This window comes from Nocardioides sp. NBC_00368, from assembly GCF_036090055.1.
In the GTDB taxonomy this organism is placed as follows: Bacteria; Actinomycetota; Actinomycetes; order Propionibacteriales; family Nocardioidaceae; genus Nocardioides.
Genome location: NZ_CP107970.1, coordinates 935,249 through 957,851 on the forward strand (window position 1 = coordinate 935,249; position 22,603 = coordinate 957,851).

Sequence of the window (22,603 nt, forward strand, 5' to 3'; positions counted from 1 at the left end):
GCGATGGACGGGCCGTGGCGTCAGTGTCCGGTGAGCTGTCCCGTCAGCCGCTCGTGGCGGTCGGCGCTGGACCGGTTCAGGCCGATGATGCGTACGGACTTGTTCCTGGCTTCGTACTTGTGTGTGATCGCGTCCAGGGCCGCGACCGTGGAGGCGTCCCAGATGTGGGAGTCGGAGAGGTCGATGACGACCTCGTCGGGATCCTGTGCGTATTCGAACTGGGTGTAGAGGTCGTTGCTGGAGGCGAAGAAGAGCTCGCCGGTGACCCGGTAGACCGCGGTCACACGACCGGGTGGGTCCTCGACAAGGTCGCGGTGGGTTTCGGTGAGGCGGGCGACGCGGCGGGCGAAGAGCGTCATCGCGACCAGGACGCCGACGATCACACCGATCGCGAGGTTGTGGGTCGCGACGGTCACGACGACGGTGGCGACCATCACCGCGGTCTCCGAGCGTGGCATCCGCCGCAACGTCGCCGGGCGCACCGAGTGCCAGTCGAAGGTGCCGACCGAGACCATGATCATCACCGCGACCAGCGCTGCCATTGGGATCAGCGCCACGATGTCGCCGAACCCGACGACCAGGATGAGCAGGAAGGTGCCGGCGAGGAAGGTCGAGATCCGGGTACGCGCACCGGAGACCTTCACGTTGATCATCGTCTGGCCGATCATCGCGCACCCGCCCATGCCGCCGAAGAGTCCGGTGACGACGTTCGCGATGCCCTGGCCGCGGGCCTCGCGGCTCTTGTCGGAGTGGGTGTCGGTGATGTCGTCGACGAGCTTCGCGGTCATCAGCGACTCCATCAGGCCGACCAGCGCCATACCGAGGGCATAAGGAGCGATGATCTTCAGCGTCTCGAGGCTGAGAGGTACGTCGGGGAGGAACCAGGCCGGCAGGCTGTCAGGCAGCTTGCCCTCGTCGCCGACGTTCGGCACGTCGAGGCCGCCGAGCAGGGTGAAAGCCGTGAGCGCGACGATCGCCACCAGCGGGGCGGGGATCACGCTGTTTACCCGGGGGAAGCCCACGATGACGGCGATGCCGGCGGCGATCATCGGGTAGACCAGCCACGGCACGTCGACCATGTGTGCGATCTGGGCCTCGAAGATGAGGATCGCGAGCGCGTTGACGAAGCCGACCATCACCGAGCGTGGGATGAACCGCATCAGCCTGGCCACCCGGGCCAGCGCCAGCGCGACCTGGATCAACCCGCCGAGGATCACCGTCGCGATCAGGTAGTCGTAGCCGTGATCCCGCATCACCGGCGCGATCAGATCACGAGGGCGACCGCACCGGTGGCCGCCGAGATCATCGCCGGCCGCCCGCCCAGGAACGAGATCGCAACTGCCATCGTGAACGAGGCGAACAGCCCGACACGCGGATCGACCCCGGCGATGATCGAGAACGAGATCGCCTCCGGGATCAGCGCGAGCGCGACGACCAGGCCGGCCAGCACCTCCGTACGCAGCAGCCGCGGGGAACGCAGCGCGGCGAGGACGCTCTGGTTGTCGGTCGGGGAGGACGAGGGCAGGGGCGACGGCACGAGCCGCAATCCTATGGCTGGGCCGCCCCGGTCCCGGCTTCGTGAGCGATGTGAGATTCGACCCGTCCAGCATCGGTCCCGCGCCCGGCGCGGGCCGACGTGCCGGTGGGCGGCGCGGCTCGCCGTGTCGTACCTGCGAACGCCTCCGCGGTGACCGTCGACCGTCTAGGGTTTCAGTATGGACAGGCGCATCTTCGGCATCGAGAACGAGTACGGCGTGACCTGCACGTTCCGCGGCCAGCGGCGGCTGAGCCCGGACGAGGTGGCTCGCTACCTCTTCCGCAAGGTGGTGAGCTGGGGCCGCAGTTCGAACGTGTTCCTCCGCAACGGCGCGAGGCTCTACCTCGACGTCGGCTCCCACCCCGAGTACGCCACGCCCGAGTGTGACGACGTGATCTCGACCGTCACCCACGACAAGGCGGGGGAGCGGATCCTGGAGGGGCTGCTCCTCGACGCCGAGCAGCGGCTGCACGACGAGGGCATCGCCGGCGACATCTACCTGTTCAAGAACAACACCGACTCGGCCGGCAACTCCTACGGCTGCCACGAGAACTACATGGTCAGCCGCGCCGGCGAGTTCAGCAAGCTCGCCGACGTGCTCATCCCGTTCCTGGTCACCCGCCAGCTGATCGTCGGCGCCGGCAAGGTCACCCACACCCCGCGGGGTGCCGGGTTCGCGGTCTCCCAGCGTGCCGAGCACATCTGGGAGGGCGTCTCGTCCGCGACGACGAGGTCCCGGCCGATCATCAACACCCGCGACGAGCCGCACGCGGACGCCGAGAAGTACCGCCGCCTCCACGTCATCGTCGGCGACTCGAACATGTCCGAGACCACCACGATGCTCAAGATCGCGAGCTGTCACCTGGTGCTGCGGATGATCGAGGAGGGCGTCGTCATGCGCGACATGACGATGGAGAACCCGATCCGGGCCATCCGGGAGATCGCCCACGACCTCACCGGCCGCCGCAAGGTGCGGCTGGCCAACGGCCGCGAGGCCAGCGCCCTGGACATCCAGAACGAATACCTGAGCAAGGCGCGGGAGTTCGTCGACCGTCGCGAGATCACCGACCCGACCATGATCGCCGCCCTCGACCTGTGGGAGCGCGGCCTGAAGGCGATCGAGTCCGACGACCTCTCCCTGGTCGACCGCGAGATCGACTGGGTTATCAAGTGGAAGCTGATCGAGCGCTACCGCGCCAAGCACGGCCTCCCGCTGGGCCACGCGCGGGTCGCCCAGCTCGACCTCGCCTACCACGACATCCACCGCAACCGCGGCCTCTACTACCTGCTGGAGAAGAAGGGCGCGGTCAAGCGGGCCACCACCGACCTGAAGATCTTCGAGGCCAAGTCGGTGCCCCCGCAGACCACCCGCGCCCGGCTTCGTGGCGAGTTCATCAAGAAGGCCCAGGAGCGTCGGCGCGACTTCACCGTGGACTGGGTCCACCTCAAGCTCAACGACCAGGCTCAGCGCACCGTGCTGTGCAAGGACCCGCTGAGGGCGTACGACGAGCGCGTGCAGCGGCTCATCGACGGCATGTGAATCGCCAGTCGACAGCGAGCGGAGCGAGCTGTCGGCGTTGGCGATTCAGATCGAGCAGCCCCGTCTCGGGGGAGCGGAGCGACCCGGAAGCGACGGGCGTGTCGAGATGTCGAAGGGTTGGCCGGGGTGGCTTCGCCACGGGGTAACCACCGTACGGATATGGTGTGCTCCGCTGTCGTCTGTCCCTTTCACGTCATGAAGGTTTGCACTGTGCCCACTGCTCCTCGGCCTCGCCTGCGCCATGCGCTGAGCGCGCTGACTGTGTTCCTGCTTCTCCCGGCTCTGGTCGCCTGTGGCGAGAAGGAGACGGGCTACGGCGACGAGACCGTCTCCGGCTTCGACGGGGTCACGGTCTCGGCCGACGTCGAGAAGGCACCGACGCTGAAGTGGAAGTCGGCGATCTCCTACCCGAAGGACCCCAAGGTCAAGACGCTGACCGAGGGCGACGGCGAGGAGATCCCGAAGGACCGGGGCGTGTTCGCGAAGATCTACATCGGCAACGCCACCACCCTCGACAAGGAGTGGGCCTACGAGAGCCAGGCCGCCGAGGGTGAGGAGCTGCCCGCGGACAAGCCGTGGAGCACGATCCTGAAGGGCGCCAAGGTCGGTGACCGGATCGAGGCGATCGTGGGCTCGGCCGACCTGCTCGGCGAGGGCGGCAACCCGCAGATGGGCATCGGCAACCACGACACGCTGCTGGTCGTCGTCGACGTGGTCAAGCCCGCCGCCGACAAGACGCCGCACGACGTCGACGCCAGCGAGCTTCCGAAGGTCGTCGAGAAGAACGGCAAGCCGACCGGGTTCGACTTCACCGGCATCGCCAAGCCGAAGGCCGACGACGTGCTGAAGCGGGTCATCGTCACCGAGGGCGACGGCGAGGAGATCACCACCGACCAGACGGTCACGGCCAACTACCTCGGCATGACCTACGGCGCCAAGAAGCCCTTCGACGAGAGCTTCAGCAAGGAGGCCGTGCCGTTCGCCCTCAACCAGGTGGTCGCCGGCTGGACCAACGGCTTGGAGGGCGTCAAGGTCGGCAGCCGCGTTCTGCTGCAGATCCCGCCGGAGCTGGGCTACGGTGCAGAGGAGAAGCCGGGCCAGGGCGGCACGCCGGGGATCCCGGCCAACAGCACGCTCTACTTCGTCATCGACGTCGTCAAGGCCGAGTCCACCCCGGCGACGCCTTAGCAGAGTCTCTAGGGGGAGAAACACACCGTGGCGGCGGGTAAGACCGAGCGGTTGATGAACCTGCTCATCATGCTGCTCGTGCAGCGTGACAACGTGTCGAAGGAGCGGATCCGCGAGGTCCTCTACCCGTCGTCGCACGGTGAGGCGTTCGAGAAGATGTTCGAGCGCGACAAGGAGGAGCTGCGCAGCCTCGGTGTGCCCATCGAGACCGGAGTGATCGACTCCTTCTTCGAGGACGAGATCGGCTACCGGATCAGCCCCGAGCAGTTCGCGCTCCCGCCGATCACTCTCGAGGCCGACGAGCTCGCCGTGGTGGCCCTGGCCACCAGGGTCTGGGAGAACGCCTCGATGGCGGAGGCGACCACGGAGGCCGTACGCAAGCTCAACGCCGCCGGGCTCGAGACCGACGTCTCGGCGCTGGAGATCGTGCAGCCGCGGCTGACCGCGGAGGAGAGCTCCTTCGACGTCTTCGTGGCCGCCACCCAGGACCGGCAGATCGTCGAGTTCGACTACCGGGGCTCCCGGGCGGCGGAGCCCTCCCATCGACGGCTGCAGCCGTGGGGCGTGGTGCGCTACTCGGGCCGTTGGTACGCCGTGGGCCACGACGTCGACCGCGACGACACCCGCATCTTCCGGCTCTCCCGCGTCCTGGGGGAGGCTCGGGCGGTCGGCGAGTTCGATGCCTTCGAGGTCCCGGCCGAGGTGGACGTACGCGATATCGCACGAGACCTGGCGCCGGCACCGCCCACGGGGAAGGCCGTCCTGCTGCTGCGGCAGGGGAGCGGCTACACCCTGCGGCGGGCGGCCGACTCGATCGAGTCCGGGGTGACCGGTCCGGACGGCAGCGACGGCTGGGACCGGGTGGTGCTCACCCGCGTTCCCGCCGACCTGGTCGGGGCGGTGCTGGGACACGGCCCCGACGCCTACGTCGAGGAACCCGAGGACCTGCGCCGCGAGGTCGCGGCCCGGCTCGAGCGCCTGGTCGCGCGCCTGGACGGAGTCTCGCGATGAGCGGCAACACCGGCGCCAAGGGCCAGGTCGGGCGGCTGCTGACACTGGTGCCCTACCTCTACTCCCAGGCCGACGACGTGCGCCTCGACAAGGCTGCCGCCGACCTCGGCGTCGAGGAGAAGCAGCTGGTCAAGGACCTGCAGGTGCTCTTCATGTGCGGCCTGCCGGGTGGCTACCCTGACGACCTGATCGACGTCGACATCGACGCGCTGACCGAGCCCGACGGCGACCGGGTCATCCGGATCTCCAACGCCGACTACCTCGACCGCCAGCTGCGGCTCACCCCGATCGAGGCGACGGCCGTGATCGTCGCGCTGCGTGCGCTGCGGGGCGGGGCGGTGAGTGCGGAGACCAAGGAGGTCGTCGACCGCACGCTGGCCAAGCTCGAGCAGGCGGCGGCCGAGGGCGCCGCGGGCAGCGTGGATCCCGGCGAGGAGCCGATCGACACCTCGCTCGTCCAGATCCACGCCGCGATCGCGACCGCGATCGACCAGGGCCGCCAGATCCGCATCGACTACTGGGTCCCGGCGCGCGACGAGGAGTCCTCGCGCGTCGTCGATCCGCGTGCGCTGGTCTCGATCCGCGACATCGAGTATCTCGACGCCTGGTGCCACCGGGCGGAGGCGCCGCGCAGCTTCCGGCTCGACCGGATCCGGGGCGCCGAGGTCCTCGACACGCCGATCGCGGTGGCGCCGGAGGCCGAGGACGGTGCGGACCCTTCGACAGGCTCAGGACAGCGTCTCGACCGCGAGGGCGGGTCGCTGCTGCGTACGGACTCCGGCACCGTCGTCCGGGTGCGGCTGGCGCCGGAGGCGCGCTGGGTCGGCGAGTACTACGCGGTGATCGACCCGATGGAGCTGCCTGGCGGCGGGCTCGAGGTGGGGCTGCGCGTCTACGACCAGCGCTGGCTCACCCGGCTGCTGCTTCGACTGGCTCCCTATGCTGAGATCGTCGAGACCGAGGACGGCCGGCAGACGCAGCCACGCACAGAGTTCACTGAATCGTTTGCCGCGACTGCGCGGCAAGCCCTCGGCCTGTACCGTTCGGACGCGTAGACTTCAAGCGTTCCCCCTAAGACGTAGATGAGGTAGTTCATGTTCACTCCATTGATCGGTATGCCGCAGGGAGCCGAGTGGCTCATCATCCTGGCGATCGTGATCCTCGTCTTCGGCGCCGCCAAGCTTCCCGAGCTCGCCCGCGGCACCGGTCAGGCGCTGCGCATCTTCAAGACCGAGACCAAGGGTCTTCGCGACGAGGACGAGAAGGAGAAGGGCGAGAAGGTCGAGAAGCCGGCCGAGCTGACCGCCTCCGAGAAGGAGCGCATCGCCGAGCTCGAGCGTCGTGAGGCCGAGATCAAGGCCGAGCGCGAGCGCCTCTCCGGCAACTGAGGCCGACATTGTCCATCGCCGGTGTTGTCGCGGTTCTCCGCGGCACCCCCAAGCACGCCATCGGCGACGACGGCCGGATGGCGCTCTCCGACCACCTGCGTGAGCTCCGCGCGCGGGTGATCAAGGCCGCCCTGGCTCTGGTCATCGGCTTCGTCGTCTCGCTGTTCTTCTTCGAGCAGCTCTTCGCTCTCGTCATGGACCCCTATCTCAAGGCGGTCGAGATGATGGACACGGAGAGCGGCGCCGAGTCGCTGAGCTCCGTGAACGGAGCGGCGGGCGGCTTCATGCTCTACCTGAAGCTCTGCGGGTTGGCCGCCTTCATCGGCACCAGCCCGATCTGGCTCTACCAGATCTGGGCGTTCCTGATGCCGGGTCTGCACGCCCATGAGAAGAAGATGTCGCGGATCTTCGTGGCTGTTGCCAGTCCGCTCTTCCTGGCCGGCGTCGTGCTCGGCTACGTCACCTTGCCCAAGGGCCTGGAGATCCTGTTCGGCTTCATCCCCGACGGGCTGACGAACATCGTCGAGTTCAGCGACTATCTGAGCTTCCTGAGCCGAACGCTGCTGGTCTTCGGCATCGCCTTCGAGATCCCGGTCTTCGTGATCATGCTCAACCGCATCGGGGTGCTGCCAGGTGCGGCCCTGGCGAAGTATCGGGCGTGGATCATCGTCGGCTCCTTCGTCTTCGCCGCCATCGCGACCCCGTCCGGTGACCCGTTCACGATGACGATCATGGCCGGGCCGATGGTCGTCCTCTTCGGCATCTCCGAGGTCATCGCCCGGGCCCACGACAGACGGAAGGCCAGCAAGCGCAAGGACATCATCGGGGATCCTGACGTCCCGTCGGTGATCTGAGCACTAGTGTTCACCGGGTGACGCGCCAGATCGCCCTGCTCGCCAACCCCACCGCCGGCCGTGGCCACGCCGACAAGACCCTCGGGGCGGTCACCGAACGACTCTCGGCCTCGGGGGCACTGGTCGAGCACCTGATCGGTGATGACGCCGAGCACGCTCTCGAGCTGGCCCGGAAGGCAGTTGCCGAGGGAGTCGACACCGTCGTGACCCTCGGGGGCGACGGCATGGTCCATGTCGCCGTCCAGGCTCTGGCCGAGACCGAGGTCAGCCTAGGGGTGATCCCGCTCGGCACCGGCAACGACTTCGCGCGGGCGCTCGGGATTCCCACCAACGACCCGTTGGCTGCCGCCGAGGTCGTCGTCGGCAACGAGCCCCGCCGCATCGACTTGGGCCGCAGCGGCGACACCTGGTTCGCCACGGTCCTGGCCGCCGGCTTCGACGCGGCGGTCAACGAGCGGGCCAACGCGATGCGGTGGCCCCACGGCGACCTGCGCTACACGCTCGCCGCGCTGTCGGTGATCCGCAGCTGGACGCCGGTGCCCTACCGGCTCGAGATCGATGGTGTGGTGCGCGAGCAGGAGGCGATGCTGCTGGCGATCGCCAACACCGAGTCCTACGGCGGTGGCCTCCGGATCGCGGCGGAGTGCGACCCCGCCGACGGCCTGCTGGACGCGATCCTCATCAAGCCGGTCTCGCGGCTGGAGTTCCTGCGCGTCTTCCCGGGCGTACGCCAGGCCAAGCACCTCACTCACCCGGCCTTCGAGCGCATCCGGGCCCGCCGGATCACCGCCTCCGCGCCGGGCGTGATCGCCTACAGCGACGGCGAGCGGCTCGGACCGCTGCCGCTCGAGGTCGAGTGCGTGCCGTCCGCTCTCGGCGTACTCGTGCCGCCGCGCGACTGAGCCCAGCGGCTCGCTGTCGGTGCCGCTCGATAGGCTCGGCACCATGGACGCCTCGCCAGCGGAGAAGTACGCCGCTTACAAGCGTGACAAGGACTACCCCGTCTTCCGGGACTTTGCCGCGCTCTACGATTTCGGGCTCGACGAATTCCAGATCCAGGCGTGCAAGGAGATCGAGGACGGCAAGGGCGTCCTGGTCGCCGCACCGACCGGTTCGGGCAAGACGATCGTCGGCGAGTTCGCCATCCACCTCGCGCTCGCCACGGGCCGCAAGGCGTTCTACACCACGCCGATCAAGGCGCTCTCCAACCAGAAGTACAACGACCTGGTCAAGCGCTACGGTCCCGACCAGGTCGGCCTGCTGACCGGCGACAACGTGGTCAACGGCGAGGCGCCGGTGGTGGTGATGACCACCGAGGTGCTGCGCAACATGCTCTACGCGGGGTCGCACACCCTGATGGGGCTCGGGTTCGTGGTCATGGACGAGGTCCACTACCTCGCCGACCGCTCCCGCGGCGCCGTCTGGGAGGAGGTCATCATCCACCTGCCAGAGTCGGTCTCGGTCGTCTCGCTGAGCGCCACCGTCTCCAACGCCGAGGAGTTCGGCGAGTGGCTCACCACGGTGCGTGGCGAGACCACCACGATCATCGAGGAGAAGCGGCCGGTGCCGCTCTACCAGCACGTGATGGCCGGGCGCCGGATCATGGACCTGTTCGCCTCCTCCGACGTCGACGCGGCAGCCGGGTTCGTCAAGGAGGGCGCCCCGGTCAACGGCGAGCTGATGAAGCTGGCCCGCGACGACTGGGCGGCCGGACGGATGACGGACCGGCGTACGCCCAAGGACAGGCGCAAGGGCAACGGCAACCGTCGCGTCGGCAACGGCCGGCGCGTCTGGATCCCGTCGCGGGTCGAGGTGATCAACGCGCTGCAGCGCGACAACCTGCTGCCCGCGATCAACTTCGTCTTCTCCCGGGTCGGCTGCGACGCGGCGGTCCAGCAGTGCATCCAGGCCAACCTGCGCCTCACCACGCCCGACGAGCGCGACGAGATCTTCGCCTACGTCGAGGAGGCCTGCGCCGACCTGCCCGACGAGGACCGGCACGTGCTCGGCTACCACGACTGGGTCGACGGGCTCACGCGTGGCGTCGCCGCCCACCACGCCGGGCTGCTGCCGGCCTTCAAGCAGGTCGTCGAGGAACTGTTCCTCCGCGGCCTGGTGAAGGCCGTCTTCGCCACCGAGACGCTCGCGCTGGGCATCAACATGCCGGCCCGCACGGTGGTCATCGAGAAGCTGTCGAAGTGGAACGGAGAGGCCCACGTCAACCTCTCGCCGGGGGAGTACACCCAGCTCGTCGGCCGCGCCGGCCGACGTGGCCTCGACGTCGAGGGCCACGGCGTCGTGCTCTGGCAGCAAGGGCTCAACCCGCGCGAGCTCGCCGGCCTCGCCTCGACGCGTACGTACCCGCTGCGGTCCAGCTTCCGGCCCTCCTACAACATGGCGGTCAACCTGGTGCACCAGTTCGGCCGAGCGCGCTCGCGCGAGCTGCTGGAGCAGTCGTTCGCCCAGTTCCAGGCCGACAAGGCGGTCGTCGGGCTGGCCCGCCAGGTGCGCAAGGCGGAGGACGCCCTCGACGGCTACCAGGAGGCCGCGACCTGCGACCGCGGCGACTTCATGGAGTACGCCGCGATCCGCCGCAAGATCTCCGACGTCGAGAAGTCCTCCTCCCGTGAGCGGCGCGCCGACCGTCGCGAGGAGATCATCGAGTCGCTCTCCAAGCTGAAGATCGGTGACGTCATCGACGTGCCGACGGGCAAGTTCGCCGGCTACGCCGTGATCGTCGACCCGGGCTTCGACCCCGACGGTCCGCGCCCCTACGTCGTCACCCAGGACCGGCAGGCCCGCCGGCTGGCGATGATGGACTTCAACGTCCCGATCGCCGCCCAGACCCGGCTGCGGGTGCCGAAGTCGTTCAACGGCCGCAACCCGCAGATGCGCCGCGACATGGCCTCCCGGCTGCGGGAGAAGACCCGTGACCTGCGTCCGGTGCCCTACGAGGCGTCGCCGACCGCCCGCAAGGAGCGCAAGAGCTCGGTGGAGACCCAGATCTCCGAGCTGCGCCGCGAGCTGAAGATGCATCCGTGCCACGACTGCCCCGACCGCGAGGACCACGCCCGCTGGGCCGAGCGCTGGTTCAAGCTCTCGCGCGACACCGACACGCTGCGGCGGCGGGTGGAGGCGCGCACCAACACGGTCGCGCGCACCTTCGACCGGGTCTGCGACGTGCTGGTCGCGCTCGACTACCTCGAGGGCGAGACCGTCACCGAGCGCGGCACCCACCTGATGCGGCTCTACTCCGAGATGGACCTGGTCGCCGCCGAGGCGCTCCGTGAGGGCCTGTGGGACGACCTGACCCCCTCCGAGCTCGCGGCCGCCCTCTCGGTGCTGGTCTACGAGGCCCGTCGCGCCGACGACGCCACCCCGCCTCGCCTCCCGGGCGGCCGGGTCAAGGACGTCATCGCCGAGACCGTGCGACTCTGGGGCCAGCTCGACGCTCTCGAGCGCGACCACAAGCTCGACTTCCTCCGTCAGCCCGACCTCGGTTTCGCCTGGGCGGCCTACCGCTGGGCCGAAGGAGACGAGCTCGACGACGTCCTCAGCGAGGTCGAGCTCGCCGCCGGCGACTTCGTCCGCTGGGTCAAGCAGCTCATCGACCTCTGCGGCCAGGTCGCCGACGCCGCTGGCGACATTCCGCTGCGGCGTACGGCCCGGCAGACCATGGATCTGCTCAAGCGGGGCGTCGTGGCGTACTCCTCGGTGGTCGAGTAGGAGGAGCCGCTCAGCGGCGTCTCAGCCCGGTGAAATACGATGGAGCGGTGGACGTATCTCCCTACGATGCCTTGCTGTTCGTCTCTTTCGGGGGGCCGGAGAAGACCGAGGACGTGGTGCCGTTCCTGGAGAACGTGACCCGGGGGCGGGGAATCCCGCGGGAGCGGCTGGTCGAGGTCGGGCAGCACTACTTCGACCGCGGCGGGAAGTCGCCGATCAACGATCAGAACCGGGCCTTCCTGGCGGCGCTGCGCAGCGATCTGGCCGAGCACGGGATCGACCTCCCGGTCTACTGGGGCAACCGCAACTGGGACCCCTACCTGAGCGACACGGTCGCGCAGATGCGGGCCGACGGGATCAAGCGGGCAGCGGTCTTCGCGACCAGCGCCTACTCCTCCTACTCCTCGTGCCGGCAGTACCGCGAGAACCTGTTCGAGGCGTGCGACACGACCGGTGGCGTGGAGAGCGCGCCGGTGCTGGACAAGCTGCGGCGCTACTACAACCACCCGGGCTTCGTGGCGCCGGTCGTCGACGGTGTGATCGCCTCGATCGAGGACCTGCCCGAGGACGAGCGCGACGGCGCCCGGATCCTGTTCGTGACCCACTCGATCCCGACCTCGATGAACGACAACGCCGGCCCCGACGGCAACGCGTACGTCGCCCAGCACCTCGACGTCGCCGGCGTGATCGCCGAGCAGGTGGCCCAGCGCCGCGGGGTCACCCACGAGTGGGACCTCGTCTACTGCAGCCGCTCCGGGGCGCCCCACATCCCGTGGCTGGAGCCCGACGTGAACGACCACCTCGAGGAGCTGGCAGGCGAAGACGTACGCGCCGTGGTGATGTGCCCGGTCGGTTTCGTCTCCGACCACATGGAGGTCGTCTACGACCTCGACACCGAGGCCCTGGCGACCGCGGAGAAGCTCGGGATCCACGCCCGTCGCAGCCCGACGGCGGGGGAGGACCCGCGCTTCGTGGCCGCCGTACGCGACCTGCTCCTCGAGCGCGCCGCGGCAGAGCGCGGAGAGGCCCCTGAGCGGCTCACCGTCGGCGACCTGGGCCCCGGCCCCGACCGTTGCCCGGCGGGCTGCTGCTTCAACCAGCGCTCGCAGCTGGAGACCCTGTCCGGTGAGGACTCGCCCCAGTACTCCGGGTGATCACTCGCGGCATAGGGTCGGCCCCATGACAGACCATTCAGCGTCGGCCCAGCCCGCCCCGAAGCCCGGAGACCTGCTCGCGCTCGCCGTGGCGACCGCCCGTGCGGCCGCCGACCTCGTCCGCGAGCGGGCTGCCGGCGTGGTCGAGGTGGCGGCCACCAAGTCCACCGCGACCGACGTCGTCACCGAGGCCGACCGGGACACCGAGGCGCTGATCCGGCGGCTGATCTCCCAGGAGCGTCCCGAGGACGGCTTCTTCGGTGAGGAGGGCGCCAGCGAAGGGCAGAGCACGGCCGGCACCAGCGGCGTGCGCTGGATCGTCGATCCGATCGACGGCACGGTCAACTTCCTCTACGGTCTGCCCCGCTACGCCGTCTCGATCGCGGCGGAGTACGCGGGCGAGGTCGTCGCCGGCGCCGTCGTCGACGTGTCCGCCGGAACCCTCTACGCCGCCTTCCGGCAGCCCGACGGATCGGCGGCCGCGGTCAAGGACGGCGAGCCGGTCACGGTGCGCCCGCCGGCCGAGCTCGGGCAGCGTCTGATCGCCACCGGCTTCTCCTATGACGCCGGTCTTCGCCGGATCCAGGCCGAGGCGCTGGTGCGCTTTCTGCCGGTCGTGCGTGACGTTCGTCGCATCGGCTCGGCGGCTCTGGACATCTGCGGAGTGGCCGAGGGAACCCTGGACGGCTACCTCGAAGAGGGCCTGCATCTGTGGGACCACGCCGCGGCCTGTCTGGTCGCGGAGGCGGCCGGAGCGCGATGGGAGGCGACGACCGGTGTCGGCGGTCGGCGATTTGTCGTCGTCGCGCCGGCGCACGGCTACGATGAACTGCGGAAAGCGGCTGTTCAGGCCGGTTTTCTGCCAGTTGACTCGCTCCCGGGTGTCGTACCCGACTGAAAGCCGCTGGTTGATGTAGATCTATGACCGGCCGGGGGCCGGGAAGGTCCCGGAGCCCCGTCGGTACAGCCGCGTTCACCCACCCGAAACTCGCTGCTCATCTATACCCGTGATAGGGAATACCGCCAGATGACAGAACGTTTCGGCGACGCGGTTCCGATTGAGTGTGCGAAATGCACGTGAATAGTGCACAATCACGGGCCGTGCCGCTGCCCTCGGGGGCGCGCGGGGGGACTGAAGATGAGTGAGAAGGGGAGTGGCGCAGATGGCGACGGACTACGACGCACCGCGTAAAAATGAAGAGGACCAGTCCGAGGAGAGCATCGAAGAGCTCAAGGCTCGTCGTCATGACAAGAACTCGGGCAAGGTTGACGAGGACGAGGCCGAGGCGGCCGAGTCGTTCGAGCTCCCGGGAGCCGACCTCAGCCACGAGGAGCTCGCGGTCGAGGTCAAGCCGAAGCAGGAGGACGAGTTCACCTGTATGAGCTGCTTCCTGGTCCACCACCGCAGCCAGCTGGCTGACGAGAAGAAGATGATTTGCTTTGACTGCGCGTAGCGCAGTCAAGAACGCCGAGTCGGCGCGTTTGTATAGCTTCCGCTAGCAAGCGCTTCGTACAAACGCGCCGACTCGGCGAAAGCCCGGCGTAAGCCAGAACGAGAAGTAGAAGGCCGCACGGAATCCCGTGCGGCCTTCCTGCTATCTCAGGACGCGTCCTTCTCCAGCTGCTTCGGCAACCGCCCCACCGACCTCACGTAGTAGTTGGCCGCACGACGCTGGGCGAACATCCGCGCGAGCGCGACGGTGGCGCCGGTGGCAGCCGACCAGAGCACGGCCTCGATGAGGCGTACGTCCGGGTCGGCGGGGTTGGCCGGCGGCTGGCGTCCGGTGGACGCCTTCCAGCCGGAGGAGAGGACCTTGTTGGTGACCTTGGCGGCCCCGATTCCGCTGACGAGGGCCATGATCGCCCAGACCTTGTCGCCCTTCGCTCCAGAATCAGACCCAGCCTTGTTGGACTTGGACATGTCTCGAGCCTAGGCCATGCCCGCGAGGATGCCCCTCAGAGACTCGCTCGGAGCGCGTTGACCGTCTTGGCGAGGGCCACCGGGTGGCGGGTGAAGAGCAGCCAGTAGGGCGTCGGGTCGGCCGGGTCCTCGATCGTGACCCGGACGGCGCGCTTGAGGTAGGGGCGCAGGAGCAGGTAGGCCCTCGCGTCGGCGTCGCGGCCCGCCAGATGGTGGGAGTCGATCTCGTCGAGCGCGACCGCCTCGCCGAGGAAGCGCGCCTCGATGCGCGCCGGCCCGGCGCGCAGGACGCCGTCGGCGATCGTGATCCTGGCGTTGCCGTAGACGATCATCGCCAGGGCGAACAGGCCGACGATCGCGGCGGTGATGCCCCAGGCGAGGGCGGCTGGAACCCACAGGATGACCGCGATCCACAGGGTCGCCAGAAACATGACGCCCTGGACCCACCACCTCAGCGGCACGGTCAGTCGCTCGTCGTACGCCGGGGTGCTCACGAATCGTGAGTTTTTCACGCCGGTCAAGCCAGTCACGAATCGGGTGAGCCGCAAAGCATCTAAGGTGCGGGTTGTGTCTGATCTCGAAGTGGCCCTGATGCGTCTCGACGCGGAGCTGCCGCCACCTGCGTACGCCCATCCGGGAGATGCCGGAGCCGACCTCCGCACGACCGTGGACGTGACCCTCAAACCGGGGGAGCGCGCCCTGGTGCCGACCGGGATCGCGATGGCGCTGCCCGAGGGCTACGTCGGCCTGGTGCACCCACGCTCCGGCCTGGCCGCCAAGCACGGGCTGTCCATCGTGAACGCCCCCGGCACCGTCGATGCCGGCTACCGCGGCGAGGTGAAGGTGGCGCTGGTCAACCTCGACCCCGTCGAGCCCATCGAGCTCCGCCGTGGCGACCGGGTCGCCCAGCTGGTGATCCAGCGCGTCGAGCAGGCTCGTTTCGTCGAGGTCTCCGAGTTGCCCGACTCCGTCCGTGGGGATGGGGGATACGGTTCTACAGGGGGCTTCTCCAGCCGCTGAGCGATCAGTGTTAGATAAGTCTCCTCCGAGATCCACCGCAACCTGAAAGCAGATGGTCGTGAAGTTCCGTCGCAAGTCCACGCCCTCCCACCGGGGAGAGCCGTCTGCATCGGTCGACGAGCGGCCCATGGCCGACGAGCGGCCGGCGCCGGCCGCTCCCGAGATCGGCCCGTTCGACATCGACTCGGCCCCCGAGGGGCTGATCACCGGCGACTGGGTGGACCTCGGCTCGATGATGCTCGCCCCGGCGCCGGGCAAGGAGCTGCGCCTCCAGGTGGACGAGAAGTCCGGCCAGATCGCGGCGGTGATGCTGACCGCGGACGACGGAGCCATGGAGCTGCGCGCCTTCGCCGCGCCCCGCAACGGCGACCTGTGGACGGAGTCGCTGCCGATGCTGCGCGAGGACGTCCAGCAGCGTGGCGGTGCGACCGCTGACCTGCAGGGTCCGTGGGGCACCGAGCTGATCACCCAGATGAAGGTGAAGCTGCCCGACGGCCAGCCGGCCGTCCAGCAGACCCGCATCATCGGCGTCAACGGCCCGCGCTGGATGCTTCGCGCCACCATGCTCGGCCGCCCGGCGATGGAGCCGACCGCAGGCAAGGAGTGGGAGCGGCTTCTCGAGCACGTCGTCGTGCGCCGCGGAGCCGAGGCCAAGCCGAAGGGCGAGGCGCTCGAGGTCAAGCTGCCGCCCAACGCGCGCCGCGTCGAGAAGTGAGCCGGTAGTGGCCAAGGGGCGCCTGCGCGCGAAGCTCAGCGAGTGGGCCAACACGGCCTCGATCGACGCGAGCGAGATCCGAGCGGCGTACGTCGCCAAGGATGTCGCCTCGATCGCCGACGCGCCCGACCGTGAGCCGGTGCGTCTGCGTGGGACCCTGCGTACGATCACGCTGCGACCTCGCGGAGGCGTCCCGGCGCTGGAGGCGGAGCTGTTCGACGGCTCCGGCACGCTGACGCTCATCTGGCTGGGTCGCAGGCGCATCGCAGGCATCAACCCCGGCCGGTCGCTGCAGGTGCAGGGCCGCATCGGCCGCACCGACGGCCAGCGCATCATGTTCAATCCCCGCTACGAGCTGATTCCGGACCCCAACGAATGAGCCAACCACACGTGAGCCCTACCTCTGAGACCCCTGCCGGCGACGGTCAGGCCGGCGAGCACCACGACCACAACCATCCGACGGTCGACACCGTCGAGGCGGTCGTACGCCGCCAGATGTCCGCCGGGCTCGGCGGCGTGCGCGGGATGCTCGAGGCCGGCGTGCCCGGCCTGGTCTTCACCATCGCCTGGCTGGTGGTCAAGGACCTCAAGGTCGCGCTGATCGCCTCGGCGGCGACCGCGGCCGTCTTCCTGGCCGTGCGGCTGGTGCAGCGCTCCAGTCTGCAGTACGTCGGCAACGCCATCTTCGGTATCCTGATCGGTTTCGCCGTGGTGCGCCTGGCCCAGTCGATGGGCGGATCGGCCGAGGAGCAGGCGCTGGCCTACTTCCTGCCCGGCATCCTGATCAGCCTCGGCTACACGGTCGTCGTCGGTGGCCTGTGCCTGATCGGCTGGCCGATCTTCGGCTTCTTCATCGGTGTCGCCAGCGGCGACCCGCTCGAATGGCACCAGGACAAGCAGATCGTGAAGCTCTGCACCCGGTTGACCTGGCTCTTCCTGGCTCCCGGTGCGATCGGCGCGGCCATCCAGGGCCCGATCTGGTTCCTGGCCTGGAGCGGCGCCATCGACCGCGACTGGGCGATCCTCGCCCTCGGCATCCTCCGCACCGGCCTCGGCTGGGCGCTGCGGATCGCCTGCTACGGCACCATGATCTGGCTCCTGGCCCGCAACCACACACCCGTCCAGCAGGCGAAGTGAGCCTGCGGGGAGCCGCTGTCGCCTTCGCACTGGTCTCGCTCTCGCTGGCCGGGTGTGGGAGCACGGCCGCGAGTAGCGGTGGCAAGGAGCCCTTCGCGCTGCCTGTCGGGCCCAGCGCGTGGGACGCCACAGCCCCGGCTTGGTACGCCGACGGCACCCTGCATGTGGGGGAGCGGAGCGTCGACCTCGGCGATCGCGTGGACCAGTTCGTGCTGGGCGCGACCGGCGTCTACTGGACGCATGGCCAGACCTTGTGGTTCACCAGCGCCGAGGGCGAGACCGAGAAGGTCGAGAAGGTGGGTTGGAGCAACCTGGCCGTGTCTGCCGACCGATCAGTGTTCGCGACCGTCGACCAGTCGCGCGGCCCGACCGACGAGTTCGGCACGCATGTGCTCCAGGTGGCGGCGTTCGACACCCGCACGGGCGAGCAGCTCTACCGGACCCCTGACCAGGAGCCCGACGGCGACGCCGACCTGGCGGATCTCTACAGCGAGGTCATGCCTCTGCTGATCGGGGTCAGCGATGAGCGCCTCTTCTTCGCGGGCACCACCATCGATCTCGACGACGGCTCGACGACGGAGGCCAGCCGTGGGCCCGACGGGGAGATCTACGAGGGCTACGCCGAGACCCTGTTTCCGGACGGCTTCCATGTCTATCTCGATGGTGAGGGTCAGAGCCGGAAGGTGGCCGACACCTGGCTGTCGGGGGTGGGGTTGCTCTCGCCGGATCGCAGCACGATCTTCGACACCACCGAGTGGCCGACCAAGGCGGTGGCGTACGACGCGTCGACCGGGGACCGGCGCGCGATCGATGCCCCCTGGGATCATTTCACGCTGGCGGGGTGGAGCGACGAGGCGACGTTCTTCGGGGTCGCGCAGCGTATCGACACGAAGGCAGACGACGTGCTGCGCGCCCAGCAGGTCGTCACCTGCGAGCTGCGGACGCTCGTCTGCACGCCCGTCAGTCCGGTGATCCCGACCGACGACGAGGCGCAGGGTGACCACCCGACTTTCCTCGTCGAAGGCAACAGCAACGGGCTCTGAGTCCCGCGTCGGGATACGGTGCTCGCGTGGAGCTGCGAGTGGTGAGGCCGACGCGCGGGAGCGTGTGGCTCTCCCTGCTCGCCACCCTCGAGATCACCACCGGCGCGGCGCTGGCCCACCTGGCCGCCGGCGGCGTGCTGCCGAGCGCCGGCTGGCTGGCCGCTGCGGCGCTCGCCGTCTTCGGCACCGGCGTCGTGGTGCTGCAGCGCCGGGTGGGACTGCTCGGCGGCGCGGTCCTGGCGGGCCTGTCCCAGCTCGGACTCCATGAGGTGTTCGCGGCGTTCTCCGCGGTGCCCGGCGCCGAGCACCAGCACGCCATCGGCACACCACTCGGCGCCGAGGGCGGCTCGATGCTCCTGGCCCACACCTGCGCCGCGGTGCTCTCCGTGGTCGTCTGGGTGCTGCACCGCCGAGCCCTCGCCGTGGCCGTACGCAGCCTGCCGATTCCCCGGGTCGGCGTCGCCGGCCGCCTGCTCGCCGAGACCGGCCGGTTCGTCCCGCGACCGGCGCTGTGGGCCGATGTCTCTCCGCGCAGAGGACCGCCGAGGCCGGCCGGCCTCTGAGATCCCTCTGCGAGCACCACCGGGTGAGACCCGGTGGCTGTCTTGCGTACCCCGAAATTCGCGAGAAGAGACAGTTCGAATGACCGTTCCCACCCAGTTCCAGACCGCACTGCCGACTGATCAGCACGGCCCGCCGGAGGCGACTCCGCCGAGCCACCGCCCCGGCTGGTGGCCCGTGATCCGCCCGCTCGTGCTACGGCTGCACTTCTACGCCGGGGTGCTGGTCGCCCCGTTCATCCTGGCCGCCTCGGTGACCGGGCTGCTCTACACGATCGCTCCGCAGGTCGAGCAGATCGCCTACCACGAGCTGACCCATGTCACCCCGTCCGGCGAGACGGTCCCGCTCGCCGATCAGGTCGCCGCCGCCCGGGCCACCCACCCCGACGGCGCCGTGATCCGGGTCGACGTCCCCGAGGCGGCCGACCGCAGCACCCGGGTGGTCTTCACCGACGAGACCGTCCCCGCCGACCACGACATGTCGGTGTTCGTGAACCCCTACACCGGCCAGGTCCAGGGCCAGGTACGCAGCTACGGGCAGTGGCTCGGCTTCCGGGCGTGGCTTGACGAGCTGCACCGCAACCTCCACCTGGGTGCCTTCGGCCGTCACTACAGCGAGCTCGCGGCCAGCTGGCTGTGGGTGGTCGCTCTGGGCGGACTGATGCTCTGGCTCGGCCGATGGCGCCGTGACCGCCGGGTCCGGCGGCTGGTGTTGCCCGACCCCGAGACCACCGGACGTTCCCGGGCGATGTCGTGGCACGCCGTCATCGGGGTGTGGCTCCTGCTGGGCGTGCTGGCCCTGTCGGTCTCCGGGCTGACCTGGTCACGCTTCGCCGGTGCGAACATCGGCGAGGTGCGTACCGCGCTGTCGTGGACCGAGCCCACGCCGGCCACGTCGCTGCACGGCGACGGCACGGCCGCCGAGCACGCTCACCACGGCGCGTCCGTAGCCGCCACGGGCGATCCGGACGCGGTCTTCTCCGAGGGTGCCGGCATCGACGGCGTACTGGACACCGCGCGGGACGCCGGTCTGGGCGACCCGCTCTACCTGGTGCCTCCGGCCGACCCGGGCAGCGCCTGGACGGCGGCCGAGAACAAGCGCGACTGGCCCACCCGCTACGACGCCATCAGCGTCGATCCGGCGACCGGAGAGCAGCTGGACCGGGTCGACTTCGCCGACTGGCCGCCCATGGCCAAGCTGACCGACTGGGTCATCGGCGCGCACATGGGCATCCTGTTCGGTGTCCTCAACCAGCTGGCGCTGGCTGCACTCGCGCTCGGGCTGATCGCGGCGACGTTGCTCGGCTACCGGATGTGGTGGCTGCGGCGCCCCCGCGGTGCCGGCGGCCTGAGGTTCGGCCGACCCGCGCCGCGCGGTGCCTGGCGGCGGCTGCCCTGGCCGGCCATGGTGGCCGCCGTCACGGTCGTCGCGGTGGTCGGCTGGTTCGTGCCGATGCTCGGGGTGACCCTCATCGGGTTCCTCGTGGTCGACGCTGTGATCGGCGCGGTGCGCAGCCGCACCTGATTCGGTGACTCAGGCGGCGCAGGCGGCGCAGAGGCCGAAGATCTCCACGGTGTGGTTGACGTCGGTGAAGCCGTTCTGCGCCGCCACCTTGTCGGCCCAGGTCTCCACGGCCGGTCCTTCGATCTCCACGGCCTTGCCGCAGCTGCGGCACACCAGATGGTGGTGATGGGTCGTGGAGGCGTCGCCGCACAGCCGGTAGGTGGACTCACCGTCGGGCTTGTGGATCACGTCGGCGAGGCCGTCGTCGACGAAGATCTGCAGGTGGCGGTAGACCGTGGAGAGGCCGATCTTCTCGCCGTTGGCTCGCAGCGTGGCGTAGACGTCCTGGGCGCTGCGGAAGGTGTCCTCGGCGGCGAGAGCCTCCTTCACCGCGGCGCCCTGGTTGGTTGCGCGCCGCTTGACCTGCTGGGTGGGTGCCATGAGCGCCATGTTAGTCGGTATCGGTATGGATCCCGTGTTCAGTGCGCCGGGGCGTCGTGTGTCATACTGGGAATGATTCTCAATACGACGAAAGGCTGCCATGTCACGCACGTGTCAGGTCACCGGGGCCCGTCCCGGCTACGGCAACAACCGCCCCTGGTCCAAGAAGGCGACCCGGCGACGCTGGGAGGTGAACCTGCAGAAGAAGACCTACTACGTCCCCAGCCTGGGTCGGAAGGTCACCCTGCGGCTCAGCACCAACGCGATCAAGCAGATCGACGTACGCGGCATCGACGCCGTCGTCGCCGAGATGCGCGCCCGGGGGGAGAAGGTCTGATGGCCAAGAAGTCGAAGATCGCGGCCGAGGCCAAGCGCCGCGAGATCGTGGAGAGGTACGCCGAGCGTCGAGCCGCGATCAAGGAGCAGATCCGCATCGCGGAGCCGGGCTCGGCCGAGCAGGCCGAGGCCGTCCGTGCCCTGTCGCGTCTCCCGCGCGACTCCTCGCCCGTACGCCTGCGCAACCGGGACCAGGTCGACGGTCGGCCGCGGGGATATCTCCGCAAGGCCGGCGTGTCGCGGATCCGGTTCCGCGAGCTTGCGCACAAGGGGCACCTGCCCGGAATCACCAAGTCGAGCTGGTGACTCCGGCAAAAGCCTAACCGGAACCATTCCGAGTCGGCGAGGCACTACCCGGCTGTCATCGGGCTGTGCTAAACACACGCTCCATGAGCGAGCGCCAGCGAGCGGCAATAGGCCTCAGGCCGCCGCGTCCGTATTCTCTGCTTTCCTCGACGGAGGCGGCGGCATGAGTACGAAGGCCCCGGAGCGGGCGGCCGAGAAGCCTGGGTTCAGGCTGGGGCAGACAGAGGTCGTCGCGATCGTCCTGCTGGTCATCCTGCTCTCCCAGCGCTGGCTGCTGCCGCTGCTGGACCATGACCTGTTCAACACCTGGGGCACGATCTTCGTCGCCATCGTGGTGCAGTCGGCTCCGTTCCTGCTCGGCGGTGTGCTGCTCAGTGCCGTCATCTCGACGTTCCTCTCGGAGAAGGCGCTGAGCAAGATCGTGCCCAAGAGCCCGGTGCTCGGCGTCCCGGTCGCCGGCCTGGCCGGGATCGGGCTGCCGGGCTGCGAGTGCGCCGCGGTGCCGGTGACCAACTCGCTGATCCGTCGCGGCGTCGCGCCGGCGGTCGCGCTGACGTTCCTGCTGGCCGCGCCGGCGGTCAACCCGGCGGTGCTCGTCTCGACCGCGGTGGCCTTCCCCGGACAGCCGATGATGGTGCTGGCGCGGTTCCTGGCCTCGCTGATCACGGCGGTGGCCGTCGGCTGGATCATGATGGCCCGCGGCAAGCTGCTCCTCGAGCGGCTCACCAATCTCGGGCGTGACGTGCACGCTCACGAGCGGTCCTTCCTCGGCAACGTCAGCCACGACTTCCTGCACGCCTCCGGCTTCCTGGTGCTGGGCGCGATGCTGGCCGCGGCGGTCAACACCTTCGTACCCCGCTCGGTGGTCAACACCGTCGCCGGTCAGGCGGTCCTGGGGATCGCCACGCTGGCGCTGTTCGCGTTCATCGTGGCGCTCTGCTCGGAGTCCGACGCCTTCGTCGCCGCGTCGTTCACCGCCTTCTCCGACACCGCGAAGCTGGTCTTCCTCGTGGTCGGCCCGGCGATGGACATCAAGCTCGCCTCCATGGAGGCAGGCCAGTTCGGCATGGGCTTCGCCCTGCGCTTCGTACCCTTGGTGATCATCACGGCGGTCGCCTCCGCCGTCGGCATCGGATGGTGGCTGCTGTGAGCGAGCGCCAGCGAGCGATCCATTCAATCAACACGCGGCCGCCTTCGTACAATGGCGCTCGCGCAACGGAGG

At 69.2% G+C, this 22,603-nt stretch carries 26 protein-coding genes; 21 read left to right on the top strand and 5 right to left on the bottom strand.

Annotated features, from left to right (window positions below; translation table 11 throughout):
• Nucleotides 1-20: 20 nt before the first annotated feature.
• Both OG984_RS04350 and OG984_RS04355 read right to left on the bottom strand, forming a co-directional pair.
• Nucleotides 21-1,253 carry a SulP family inorganic anion transporter gene (locus OG984_RS04350; protein WP_328532321.1) on the bottom strand — a complete coding sequence of 411 codons (1,233 nt, stop codon included), beginning with the start codon at nt 1,251-1,253 and terminating at the stop codon, nt 21-23.
• A gap of 11 nt (nt 1,254-1,264) precedes the next feature.
• A complete protein-coding gene (locus OG984_RS04355) occupies nt 1,265-1,537 on the bottom strand; it encodes a SulP family inorganic anion transporter (RefSeq protein ID WP_328530420.1) in 273 nt (90 codons plus the stop codon).
• Nucleotides 1,538-1,715: 178 nt separating this feature from the next.
• On the opposite strand from OG984_RS04355, the gene pafA reads away from it, so the two are divergent.
• The 11 genes from pafA (at nt 1,716) to OG984_RS04410 (ending at nt 13,852) form a co-directional block, all read left to right on the top strand.
• Complete coding sequence (gene pafA, locus OG984_RS04360; RefSeq protein ID WP_008356635.1) at nt 1,716-3,077, top strand: Pup--protein ligase; 1,362 nt, start codon at nt 1,716-1,718, stop codon at nt 3,075-3,077.
• A gap of 210 nt (nt 3,078-3,287) precedes the next feature.
• Entirely contained in the window at nt 3,288-4,265 is a 978-nt protein-coding gene (locus OG984_RS04365; protein ID WP_328530421.1) for an FKBP-type peptidyl-prolyl cis-trans isomerase, read from the top strand.
• Between the two features lie 27 nt (nt 4,266-4,292).
• Entirely contained in the window at nt 4,293-5,276 is a 984-nt protein-coding gene (locus OG984_RS04370; protein ID WP_328530422.1) for a helix-turn-helix transcriptional regulator, read from the top strand.
• Nucleotides 5,273-6,331: a helix-turn-helix transcriptional regulator gene (locus OG984_RS04375; RefSeq protein ID WP_328530423.1), complete on the top strand. Its 1,059-nt coding sequence runs from the start codon at nt 5,273-5,275 to the stop codon at nt 6,329-6,331. The genes OG984_RS04370 and OG984_RS04375 overlap by 4 nt, the downstream gene beginning before the upstream one ends.
• A 39-nt stretch (nt 6,332-6,370) precedes the next feature.
• Nucleotides 6,371-6,664 (top strand): twin-arginine translocase TatA/TatE family subunit, encoded by a 294-nt coding sequence (gene tatA, locus OG984_RS04380; protein WP_008356628.1) that lies wholly within the window; start codon nt 6,371-6,373, stop codon nt 6,662-6,664.
• Between the two features lie 8 nt (nt 6,665-6,672).
• A complete protein-coding gene (tatC, locus tag OG984_RS04385; RefSeq protein WP_328530424.1) occupies nt 6,673-7,518 on the top strand; it encodes a twin-arginine translocase subunit TatC in 846 nt (281 codons plus the stop codon).
• 17 nt (nt 7,519-7,535) lie between these two features.
• The gene (locus OG984_RS04390; RefSeq protein WP_328530425.1) at nt 7,536-8,420 is read left to right on the top strand and encodes a diacylglycerol/lipid kinase family protein; all 885 of its coding nucleotides are present in this window, start codon (nt 7,536-7,538) and stop codon (nt 8,418-8,420) included.
• Between the two features lie 43 nt (nt 8,421-8,463).
• Nucleotides 8,464-11,244, top strand: a complete 2,781-nt coding sequence (locus OG984_RS04395; protein ID WP_328530426.1) for a DEAD/DEAH box helicase — start codon at nt 8,464-8,466, stop codon at nt 11,242-11,244.
• A 47-nt stretch (nt 11,245-11,291) separates the two neighbouring features.
• Nucleotides 11,292-12,398, top strand: a complete 1,107-nt coding sequence (locus OG984_RS04400) for a ferrochelatase (RefSeq protein ID WP_328530427.1) — start codon at nt 11,292-11,294, stop codon at nt 12,396-12,398.
• A gap of 25 nt (nt 12,399-12,423) precedes the next feature.
• The gene (locus OG984_RS04405) at nt 12,424-13,296 is read left to right on the top strand and encodes an inositol monophosphatase family protein (RefSeq protein ID WP_328530428.1); all 873 of its coding nucleotides are present in this window, start codon (nt 12,424-12,426) and stop codon (nt 13,294-13,296) included.
• A gap of 265 nt (nt 13,297-13,561) precedes the next feature.
• A complete protein-coding gene (locus tag OG984_RS04410) occupies nt 13,562-13,852 on the top strand; it encodes a DUF4193 domain-containing protein (RefSeq protein WP_040755057.1) in 291 nt (96 codons plus the stop codon).
• Between the two features lie 146 nt (nt 13,853-13,998).
• On the opposite strand, the gene OG984_RS04415 is transcribed toward OG984_RS04410, so the two are convergent.
• Both OG984_RS04415 and OG984_RS04420 read right to left on the bottom strand, forming a co-directional pair.
• Nucleotides 13,999-14,319, bottom strand: coding sequence for a DUF4235 domain-containing protein (locus OG984_RS04415; protein ID WP_328530429.1), 321 nt, complete (start codon nt 14,317-14,319; stop codon nt 13,999-14,001).
• Between the two features lie 35 nt (nt 14,320-14,354).
• Nucleotides 14,355-14,813 carry a DUF3093 domain-containing protein gene (locus OG984_RS04420; RefSeq protein WP_008356610.1) on the bottom strand — a complete coding sequence of 153 codons (459 nt, stop codon included), beginning with the start codon at nt 14,811-14,813 and terminating at the stop codon, nt 14,355-14,357.
• A gap of 73 nt (nt 14,814-14,886) precedes the next feature.
• Between OG984_RS04420 and dut the strand changes: the two genes are divergently transcribed.
• The 7 genes from dut (at nt 14,887) to OG984_RS04455 (ending at nt 20,319) form a co-directional block, all read left to right on the top strand.
• Nucleotides 14,887-15,339, top strand: a complete 453-nt coding sequence (gene dut, locus OG984_RS04425) for a dUTP diphosphatase (protein ID WP_328530430.1) — start codon at nt 14,887-14,889, stop codon at nt 15,337-15,339.
• 52 nt (nt 15,340-15,391) lie between these two features.
• Nucleotides 15,392-16,054: a DUF3710 domain-containing protein gene (locus OG984_RS04430; protein WP_328530431.1), complete on the top strand. Its 663-nt coding sequence runs from the start codon at nt 15,392-15,394 to the stop codon at nt 16,052-16,054.
• A gap of 7 nt (nt 16,055-16,061) precedes the next feature.
• A complete protein-coding gene (locus OG984_RS04435; protein WP_008356605.1) occupies nt 16,062-16,433 on the top strand; it encodes an OB-fold nucleic acid binding domain-containing protein in 372 nt (123 codons plus the stop codon).
• 11 nt (nt 16,434-16,444) lie between these two features.
• Nucleotides 16,445-17,191: a DUF3159 domain-containing protein gene (locus OG984_RS04440; RefSeq protein WP_328530432.1), complete on the top strand. Its 747-nt coding sequence runs from the start codon at nt 16,445-16,447 to the stop codon at nt 17,189-17,191.
• Nucleotides 17,188-18,234: a hypothetical protein gene (locus tag OG984_RS04445; protein ID WP_328530433.1), complete on the top strand. Its 1,047-nt coding sequence runs from the start codon at nt 17,188-17,190 to the stop codon at nt 18,232-18,234. Before OG984_RS04440 ends, OG984_RS04445 begins: the two co-directional genes overlap by 4 nt.
• A gap of 26 nt (nt 18,235-18,260) precedes the next feature.
• Nucleotides 18,261-18,797, top strand: coding sequence for a cell division protein FtsQ (locus tag OG984_RS04450; protein ID WP_328530434.1), 537 nt, complete (start codon nt 18,261-18,263; stop codon nt 18,795-18,797).
• Nucleotides 18,798-18,876: 79 nt separating this feature from the next.
• Nucleotides 18,877-20,319: a PepSY-associated TM helix domain-containing protein gene (locus tag OG984_RS04455; RefSeq protein ID WP_328530435.1), complete on the top strand. Its 1,443-nt coding sequence runs from the start codon at nt 18,877-18,879 to the stop codon at nt 20,317-20,319.
• A 9-nt stretch (nt 20,320-20,328) separates the two neighbouring features.
• Here the strand turns inward: OG984_RS04455 and OG984_RS04460 are convergent, their stop codons facing one another.
• Nucleotides 20,329-20,739 (bottom strand): Fur family transcriptional regulator, encoded by a 411-nt coding sequence (locus OG984_RS04460; protein ID WP_328530436.1) that lies wholly within the window; start codon nt 20,737-20,739, stop codon nt 20,329-20,331.
• Nucleotides 20,740-20,839: 100 nt separating this feature from the next.
• Here OG984_RS04460 and rpmB point away from each other — a divergent pair, with 100 nt between their 5' ends.
• The 3 genes from rpmB (at nt 20,840) to OG984_RS04475 (ending at nt 22,531) form a co-directional block, all read left to right on the top strand.
• Nucleotides 20,840-21,076: a 50S ribosomal protein L28 gene (rpmB, locus tag OG984_RS04465; RefSeq protein ID WP_328530437.1), complete on the top strand. Its 237-nt coding sequence runs from the start codon at nt 20,840-20,842 to the stop codon at nt 21,074-21,076.
• Complete coding sequence (rpsN, locus tag OG984_RS04470; RefSeq protein WP_328530438.1) at nt 21,076-21,381, top strand: 30S ribosomal protein S14; 306 nt, start codon at nt 21,076-21,078, stop codon at nt 21,379-21,381. The genes rpmB and rpsN overlap by 1 nt, the downstream gene beginning before the upstream one ends.
• Nucleotides 21,382-21,544: 163 nt before the next feature.
• Nucleotides 21,545-22,531 carry a permease gene (locus OG984_RS04475; protein ID WP_328530439.1) on the top strand — a complete coding sequence of 329 codons (987 nt, stop codon included), beginning with the start codon at nt 21,545-21,547 and terminating at the stop codon, nt 22,529-22,531.
• Nucleotides 22,532-22,603 lie beyond the last annotated feature (72 nt).